Raw genomic sequence first — 7625 nt, 5'->3', positions numbered from 1 at the left:
GACCTGCTCGACCGTCAGCTCATCAGCACACAGTCACAACAACGACGAACAGCGCCACCCGTCACCCCAGATGCGGTTGCAGTACTAAGGGCTGTGTGCGCTCGGGCGTCAGCGGGCGTTCGGCAATCACCGCCGTGAGAGGGGGCTCGATGCCGACGGTGGTATCGAGGAACGCGTCGCGCAGCGCGGTCCGGGTGGTGATCAGCAGCAGCGCCTCGTGTTCGCGCTCACCGGTGTGCGTGTACTGCCCGACCACTGCTTCGGTGAGGGGTGGCGGGTCCGAGGCCGATGTCCAGGGGCGGCGGTCGGGGCGGGTCCGCCGACGGTGGGTGGTCCAGGCGCGTCGTACGAGGCTGCGGGCGGTGACGGTCGCATCCGCGAGGTCGAAGAACGCCTCGATCACGACAGCGCGACGCTCGAAGCAGCGGGCGAGGCGGTGGAAGGCGTTCTGCCAGGCGTGCGTGCGTTCCACATGCCACCGGCGGCTTGCCCGGATGGGGGCCGGTCGAACGGTGGCCCGTCGGCGGTGGTCAGTCGCGCCGGGGGCGACGGTCGGTCGTACCGGTGTCGAGCGCCCGCCGGGCGAACCGCAGGGCGTACGGCAGCGCGGCCCGGGTCAGCGGGCCGGCGCCGACGGCGCCGGCCGCGGCTGAGAGCAGGGGCTCCGCGCACACGACGGCGCGCAGCAGGGTGGCGGGAGCGGCGCACAGCCGGGCGGGCAGGTCAGGGAGGTCGGGAAGTACCAGGGTCAGGGTCCGGTCGTCGGTGTCAGGACGCGGCCAGGTGAGTTCGATGCGCATGAGGCGGCCTCCGCGGAAGTGGGGATCGAAGCCCGAGGCCCGGACGGCGTCGCCGTCGCTGTGCCTGTGAGGCGTCTCCCCCGAGCGGCGGACGTTTCCTCGGCTCGTCCGGCGGAGGGAAACGGGCGGCGAAGCGCCGTGTCGTCGAGTCCATCCTCCGGCGGGGCAGACATTTTCAGAGTTGCCGAAATTGCCGGATCTGGTCAAGGTTGTCGAGAATATGAGGTATGTCACAGCCTCGATGCATGTCTTACCTGTCCTACGGAGGGAGTGCGGACCATGACTGACAGTTCCCATGCGCAGGGCTCGGGGGACACGAAGGAGCGGCATCCCGTCCAGGAGACGCTCACGCACCCCGTGGAAATGATGACGGCGGCGGTGGAGAAGGTTCCTGGCGCGGACCGGGCCAAGGAGTTCGTCGACGGTGTGCTGGACTCCGTCGGGATCGTCTCGCCCCGCGCGCGACGCGTCGCTGCGTACACGGGTGCCGGGCTGCTCGGTGTGGCTGGTGTGGTCGAATGGCCGCTGGCCGCGGCGGGCGCCGCAGCCGTGTGGCTCACCCAGCAGCGCCCCAAGGACGCCGCGGCGGCCCGGGCGGCCGACGAGACCCGTGCCGAGGGAGCGCAGCCGAAGCGCACTGCCGGGTCGGCCAAGGCGTCAACCGCCACGGGCAAGGCGAAGTCCCGTTCCGGCAAGGCGACGACCCGTCCCGGTAAGGCGAGTGCGGGGACGGCGAAGAGCCGCACGCCCAAGTCGGCGAGTACCAAGGCCAAGGCCCGCCCGTCCGGGCGGACCTCCAGGAGCACCGCGTCGGGCACCTCGCGTACCCGGGCGGGCGGGCGGAAGAAGACCTGACGACGCCCGCCCGCTTCGGCGGCCGAAGTGGGAGCCGACCACCGCGACCGCCGTCCGCCACGGCGGCCGATCACCACGACCATCACGCGCTCGACGACCGGCCGCCTTGACCGCAACCCGCTCGGAGCCTGCGCTCGACGACCCCGTTCGACGATCCTCGCTCCCCCGCTCCGACGACCCACCGTCCGTACCGCCCCGGCCCGTGCGGCAGGCTCGCGAAGGTGACACATGCTGCTCCGCTTGCTGACCGGGCTGCCCGCCGTGGTCCTGCAGAACGCCTTGGCGGCCCCGGTCGGGGCCGCACGCCGGATCGCCCCGCCGGCCACCGACACGGCACGGACGGCCGCCGAACTCGTGAGCGCCGGTGCGCGTGGCGTCCTGAGCGGTGCGGCGGAGGCGGCGCAGACCGCGGTGCGGGTCGGCAGGGTCGCCCGCAACGCCATGACCCCGCGGACCGGCCACTGGCGTGCCGGGTCCCGCATGCACCTCGCGCTGCGGGCGTCTCCGGAGACGCGGAGACCGGCCCTGGAGCAATTCGAGGCCGCCTGCGAGAAGCTGGCCGTCGAACTGGCCGAACACCCCGATGTGCTGGTCGCCTACTGGGACAGCGGCCTGGAACGGCTGGTCGTGCAGACCGCCGAGGCCGCGGTCGATGAGCAGTTGGTGGACCGGGTGTCCGAGATCGCCGCCCGGCACGGGCTGGTGCGCGTCGACGACCAGGTGCTGGAGCACACGCACCCGGGGGCGGTCGGAGGTGTGCGCGTCAATGCGGTCGCCGTGGCCTGCGACGCGGTGGGCATCGCCACCGCCCTCGTGGCCAGGACGGTCCCGCTGAGATCCGTGCCGGAGATCGTCGTTGCCGCAGCCGTCGTGATGCGTGAGGACTCCCGCGTACGGGCGGTGCTGAACCGGGCGCTGGGCCCGGACCTGGCCGACCTGGCACTCGCCGCAGCCCATGCTGCCGCCTGCGGGATCGGGCAGTCGCCGAGCCCGCTGCTGCTCGACGCGGTCTTGCGGATCGCCCAGTTGACGGAGTCCGTCGCCCGGCTCGCGGCGTTCGACGCCGTGCACGACACGTTGTGTGTCCCGGGCAGGCCGACGGTGGGCGGGGACGACACCGTGCGCCCGCCGCTGCGTTCGTGCCCCGGCGAGGAGTATGCCGACGCCGCGATCAACGGAATGCTGGGCGGTGCCGTCACCGCGCTCCTGTTCACCCGCAGTCTCGACGGGGCGGCGGAGACCGCACTCGCCGGTTCGCCCAAGGCCGCGCGCTACGGCCCGGCGGCCTTCACCGCAGCGCTCGGCAGTGTCCTGGCACGCGAGGACGTGCTGGTCCGCAGCCCGGAGCGACTGCGTCGACTGGAGATCGTGGACACCGTCGTCCTGCATCCAGGAGCGCTGCGCAGCACCCGGCGCACCGTGCTGAAGGTCCATCCCAGCGCGAGCGGATGGGATCACCGCCGACTGTGGCGGGCGGCCACAGCGGCCCTGCGCACGCCCGAGGACGGGGCGGTGGTGTCCCGGGCCGGGAAGCCGGGGCTCGGCCTGCGGCCGGTGCCCGACGAGGCGGCGCCGGGCGCGGGGCCGCCCGACACCGGCCTGATGATCGCGTCGGTGCGCGGCAGGGATGTCGGCACCGTCCTGGTCGGCCGGGAACTCGACCCGATGGCCGAGGCCGTGCTGGACGCCGCGCGCCGAGCCGGTCTGCACGTCGTCGTGCCGGATGACCGCTCGCTCGGCGAGTTCGGGACCCTGGCCGACCAACTCACCCCTCCGGGGCTTCCGTTGGCCGCGGTGGTGGCCGGTTTACGGAACGGCGGGCGGACGGTCCTGACGGTGGCGCGCGTACCGGTCGACCGGACGGCGGCGGAGGCGGCGCCGACCGACCGGACGGCGGGGGAAAGAGCGTCGGGCGACATGGCCGGGGAAGGGGTGCCGACCGGCACGGCGGCGGAAGAGGCGCCGACCGACGCCGCCCGCGACGTGCTCGAAGGGCTGCTCGGCAGCGATATCGCCGTGGCCCTCGCCGACGAGCGCGGGGCCGTCGTCTGGGGTGCGGACATCCTGCCCCTGCATGGTCTGGAGGGTGCGTGGCGGCTGCTGTCCGCCGTGCCCGCGGCACGGGCGGCCGGCCGTCGGGCCAAGTTCCTCGCCGAGGCGGGCGCCACGCTCTCCGAACTCCTGGTGCTCACCCGCGGGGCCCGGACCCAGCCGGTCCCCTTTCCCCTCGAACTGCGGATCAGCCCGGTCAGCATCGCCGCCGCCGCGGCTCTGGTGTCCGGCTGGTGCGGCGCGCTGGGTGCCGCCTCGGGCGAGCCCCCGCACCCCGGGCCGCGGGTGCCGTGGCACGCCCTGCATCCGGAGGAGGTCATGGCCCAGCTGGCGAGGGCGCCGCGGGCCGCTCCCACGCCGTGGGAGGTGGTACGGGGCCGGGCCGGCCACGCTCTGAACGCCGCTGCCGCCCACCCGGTCCTCGCGCCGGTCCGGATCGGTGCGAGGCTGGCGGGCGCCGCCTGGGCCGAACTCGACGATCCCTTCACTCCCGTCCTGCTGATCGGCGCCACCGCCTCCGCGCTGCTGGGGTCCGTGGTGGACGCGTTCCTCGTCGTCGGGGCCGTCACAGGGAACGCCCTGGTCGGCGGGGTGCAACGGCTACGCGCTGAGCGGGCACTGGCCGAACTCGCGACGGGGCAGCGGCGCACGGCCCGGCGCCTGCCCGACGTGTCGGCGGACGAACCGACCGTCGTCGAGGCCGGACGACTGTCACCCGGCGAGGTGATCGAGCTGCGCACCAATGACGTGGTGCCGGCCGACGCACGTCTGCTGGAGGTCAGCGGCTTCGAGGTCGACGAGTCCTCGCTGACCGGCGAGTCGCTGCCCGCGCCCAAACAGGTGGCGCCCGTGGCGGAGCCGTCGGTCGCGGACCGCAGTTCCATGGCGTTCGAGGGCACCACGGTGGTGGCCGGGCGCGCCCGCGCCGTGGTGGTGGGCACCGGCGACCAGACCGAGGCCGGCCGCGCGGCGTCCCTCGCCGCCCGGGTCCCCCCGTCGGCGGGGGTCCAGGCGCGGCTGCACCAGCTGACCCGTCGGGCGCTTCCCCTCACCCTCGCGGGCGGCGCCGCGGTGGCGGCTCTGTCCCTGCTGCACGGCCGCCCGGTGCGCACCGCGCTCCAGGGCGGGCTGGCGGTCGCGGTGGCCGCCGTTCCCGAGGGCATGCCCTTGGTGGCGACGGTGGCGCAGATGGCTGCGGCGCGGCGGCTCAGCCGGCTGGGCGTCCTGGTCCGTACGCCGCGCAGCCTGGAGGCCCTGGGCCGGGTGGACACCATGTGCTTCGACAAGACCGGGACCCTCACCGAGAACCGGCTGCGAGTCGTCAGCCTGGTCACCGCCACCGGCGCCGAGCACCATGCCTCGGCCCCCGAAGCGGAACAGATCCTTCGCATCGCCGCCCGGGCCTGCCCCCGCGCCGCCGAGCAGCCGGGCGTCCACGCCCACGCCACCGACGAGGCCGTCCTGGCCGCCGCCCCGCGGGAGACCGGGTGGACCGTCCTGCGGGCCCAGCCCTTCGAAGCGAGCCGGGGGTACGCGGCCGCCGTCGGAAAAGACGCGGACGGCGCGGACACCCTGGTCGTCAAGGGAGCCCCCGAGGTCATGCTTCAGTGTTGCCCCGACGCGGATCCGGCGACCGTCGGCACGGCGCGTGCCCTCGCCGCCAGAGGCCTGCGGCTGCTGGCCGTCGCCCGGCGCCGCCTCACGGCGCAGGAGGCGGCCGAGGCGCTGGACAAGCCGCTCGAACCGCTGGAACTCGTCGGGTTCGTGGCGCTCGCCGACCGCCCTCGCCCCAGTTCGGCCCCGCTCGTGGCCGGACTCGGCGAGGTCGGCGTACGACCCGTCATGCTCACCGGCGACCACCCCGAGACCGCCCGTTCCGTGGCGCTGGCCCTCGGCTGGCCGACGGACGTCACGGTCGTCACCGGCGACGAACTCGCCGCGCTCGACCGGGCGGGGCGGGCGCACCTGCTCCGGGACTGCGGCGTCGTGGCCCGCGTCGCACCCGAGCAGAAGCTGCTGGTGGTCGAGGCGCTCCAAGAGGCGGGGAGCGTCGTGGGCATGGTCGGGGACGGCGCCAACGACGCCGCCGCCATCCGCGCCGCCGATGTCGGGGTCGGCATCGCGGCGCGTGGGTCGGCCGCCGCGCGCAACGCCGCGGACCTCGTGATCACCACCGACGAGCTGTCGGTGCTCATCGACGCCATCGGCGAGGGCCGCGCCCTGTGGCGGAGCGTGGCCGACGCGATCAGCATCCTGCTCGGCGGGAACGCCGGAGAGGTCGGTTTCTCCGTACTGGGCACCCTGTTGTCGGGCACCTCACCGCTGTCGACGCGACAGCTGTTGCTGGTCAACCTGCTCACCGACATGTTCCCTGCGATGGCAGTCGCGGTCACCCCGCTCGACCCGGAGCCCGCCCGCGAGCCTGCTGCCGTCGGCGAGCCCGTGGGTCTCGCCGTCCTCGGGCCGCCGCTGACCCGTCAGATCCGCCACCGCGGCGTGATCACCGGGGTCGGCGCGGCCGTCGCGTGGCTGCTCGGCGGGCTCACCCCCGGCTCGGTCCGGCGTACCAGCACGATGGCCCTGTGCGGTGTGGTCGGCGCCCAGCTCACCCAGACCGTCGTCGGGCGCCGCCACAGCCCGCTGGTCCTGGTCACCGTCCTCGGAACCGCCGTGCTGCTCGTCGCCCTCGTCCAGACGCCGGGAGTCAGCCACTTCTTCGGGTGCACGCCGCTGGGACCGGTGGCGTGGACGGGCGTGGCCGTCGCCGTCGGCACCGCCGCCCTCGGACCCCGTGTACTGCCGCAGGCCGACCGGCTGCTGTCCGACCTCGCGGCGCGGGTGCGTCCTGCGGTGCGTTTCGTCCGCTGAGGGCCGTCCGCGAACCGCCATCGCGGACCACCGCTCGGGGGCGGACGCCGTCGAGGACGACGAGGACCGACGGCCGGCGTGCCGCCTCTTCCGGGCACGAGCTCAAGCGGGCGGCGTGCCCGGGGACCACACGCCCATCCACTGTTCGGCGCCCCACGCCTCGTACCGGTGCACCTCGGTGAACCCCAGCTTTGCCGCGAGGCGCATCGAGCGGTCGTTGGCGGTCCGGGTGCGGAGCACCACCGGCTCGCCGGGAAGCGCGTCGGCGAACCAGCCGAGCACCGCCGCGCACGCCTCGGCGGCGTACCCGTATCCCCATGCCTCCGGCAGGAACAGGTAGCCGAGCTCGGCCTCCCCGGCATCCGGACGGACGTGACTCCGACGCTCCGCGTCGCGCCGGTTGAGCTCGATGGTGCCGATCATCGCTCCGTCGAGCTCGATCACGAAAAGGCCGGGGCGCCTCTCGGGCGTCTCGGGCAACGCGCGCTCGCACTCATCACGCGGTCGAGGGCCGCCCATGTAGGCGCCCACCTCCGGCGAGGCGAACAGCTCGATGAACGCCGCACGGTCCCGGGCCTCGGACTCGCGGAGCACGAGCCGCTCGGTCCTGATCGGGGCAGGTGGCCAGGCGACGGACCCCAGTTCAGTCATGGCGGGGAACCTATCGCACGCTCGCCGAGCAGCAGGTGCTCTCACCACTCGGTTCCGGTATACGTTCCGTTCGCGCAGTAAGGCGCTGTTGGTTCGAGTGGAGGTGGAAGACCTGCACCAACCCCCTGTCGCAGCAGTCGGGTTGAAGCTGAGGGCCGCCTGATCCGGGTGATGCCGGGGAGGGCGAGAGCGGCCCTGACAAAGCCAGGACGTGACCAGCACCGCCAGATGGGGCAGGTCCGGCGGGCGTGCTGGAGAGGAGTACGCGGGGAACCGCCGTCCAGGGCGTGTTTCGAAAGTTCCGTCCGGCCCGCGACGCCTGGCACGGCGCCTCGCCACGTTGTCGGGGTCGTCCACGTACGCCCAGTACGTGGACGACCCTCCGCCTTGCGATGCACC

General features: G+C 74.0%; 4 protein-coding genes and 2 pseudogenes. 2 read left to right on the top strand and 4 right to left on the bottom strand.

The window, feature by feature from the left end; genetic code table 11:
* Positions 1–115: 115 nt before the first annotated feature.
* From ACFYXM_RS36630 to ACFYXM_RS36620, 3 genes and pseudogenes are all read right to left on the bottom strand, one after another.
* A pseudogene (locus ACFYXM_RS36630) lies at positions 116–268 on the bottom strand (TetR family transcriptional regulator); the annotation flags it as partial.
* A gap of 27 nt (positions 269–295) precedes the next feature.
* Positions 296–502, bottom strand: a pseudogene (locus tag ACFYXM_RS36625) (IS5/IS1182 family transposase); the annotation flags it as partial.
* A gap of 28 nt (positions 503–530) precedes the next feature.
* On the bottom strand, positions 531–800 hold the full coding sequence (locus ACFYXM_RS36620; RefSeq protein WP_389296125.1) for a hypothetical protein: 270 nt from the start codon (positions 798–800) through the stop codon (positions 531–533).
* A gap of 279 nt (positions 801–1079) precedes the next feature.
* On the opposite strand from ACFYXM_RS36620, the gene ACFYXM_RS36615 reads away from it, so the two are divergent.
* Positions 1080–1655, top strand: a complete 576-nt coding sequence (locus tag ACFYXM_RS36615; RefSeq protein WP_389296124.1) for a hypothetical protein — start codon at positions 1080–1082, stop codon at positions 1653–1655.
* A gap of 228 nt (positions 1656–1883) precedes the next feature.
* Positions 1884–6575, top strand: coding sequence for a cation-translocating P-type ATPase (locus tag ACFYXM_RS36610; RefSeq protein ID WP_389296122.1), 4692 nt, complete (start codon positions 1884–1886; stop codon positions 6573–6575).
* A gap of 102 nt (positions 6576–6677) precedes the next feature.
* Here the strand turns inward: ACFYXM_RS36610 and ACFYXM_RS36605 are convergent, their stop codons facing one another.
* Entirely contained in the window at positions 6678–7226 is a 549-nt protein-coding gene (locus ACFYXM_RS36605) for a GNAT family N-acetyltransferase (RefSeq protein ID WP_389296119.1), read from the bottom strand.
* Positions 7227–7625: the final 399 nt, after the last annotated feature.

Origin of the sequence: Streptomyces sp. NPDC002476 (genome assembly GCF_042889785.1) — a bacterium.
GTDB lineage: Bacteria > Actinomycetota > Actinomycetes > Streptomycetales > Streptomycetaceae > Streptomyces.
The sequence above is the reverse complement of the archived record's forward strand: the minus strand, read 5'-3'. Positions and strand labels throughout refer to the sequence as shown.

Excerpts from the sequence above, each read along its gene's own strand:
- ACFYXM_RS36610 (WP_389296122.1), top strand. The coding sequence starts at position 1,884 with ATGCTGCTCCGCTTGCTGACCGGGCTGCCCGCCGTGGTCCTGCAGAAC.
- ACFYXM_RS36605 (WP_389296119.1), bottom strand. The coding sequence starts at position 7,226 with ATGACTGAACTGGGGTCCGTCGCCTGGCCACCTGCCCCGATCAGGACC.
- ACFYXM_RS36620 (WP_389296125.1), bottom strand. The coding sequence starts at position 800 with ATGCGCATCGAACTCACCTGGCCGCGTCCTGACACCGACGACCGGACC.
- ACFYXM_RS36615 (WP_389296124.1), top strand. The coding sequence starts at position 1,080 with ATGACTGACAGTTCCCATGCGCAGGGCTCGGGGGACACGAAGGAGCGG.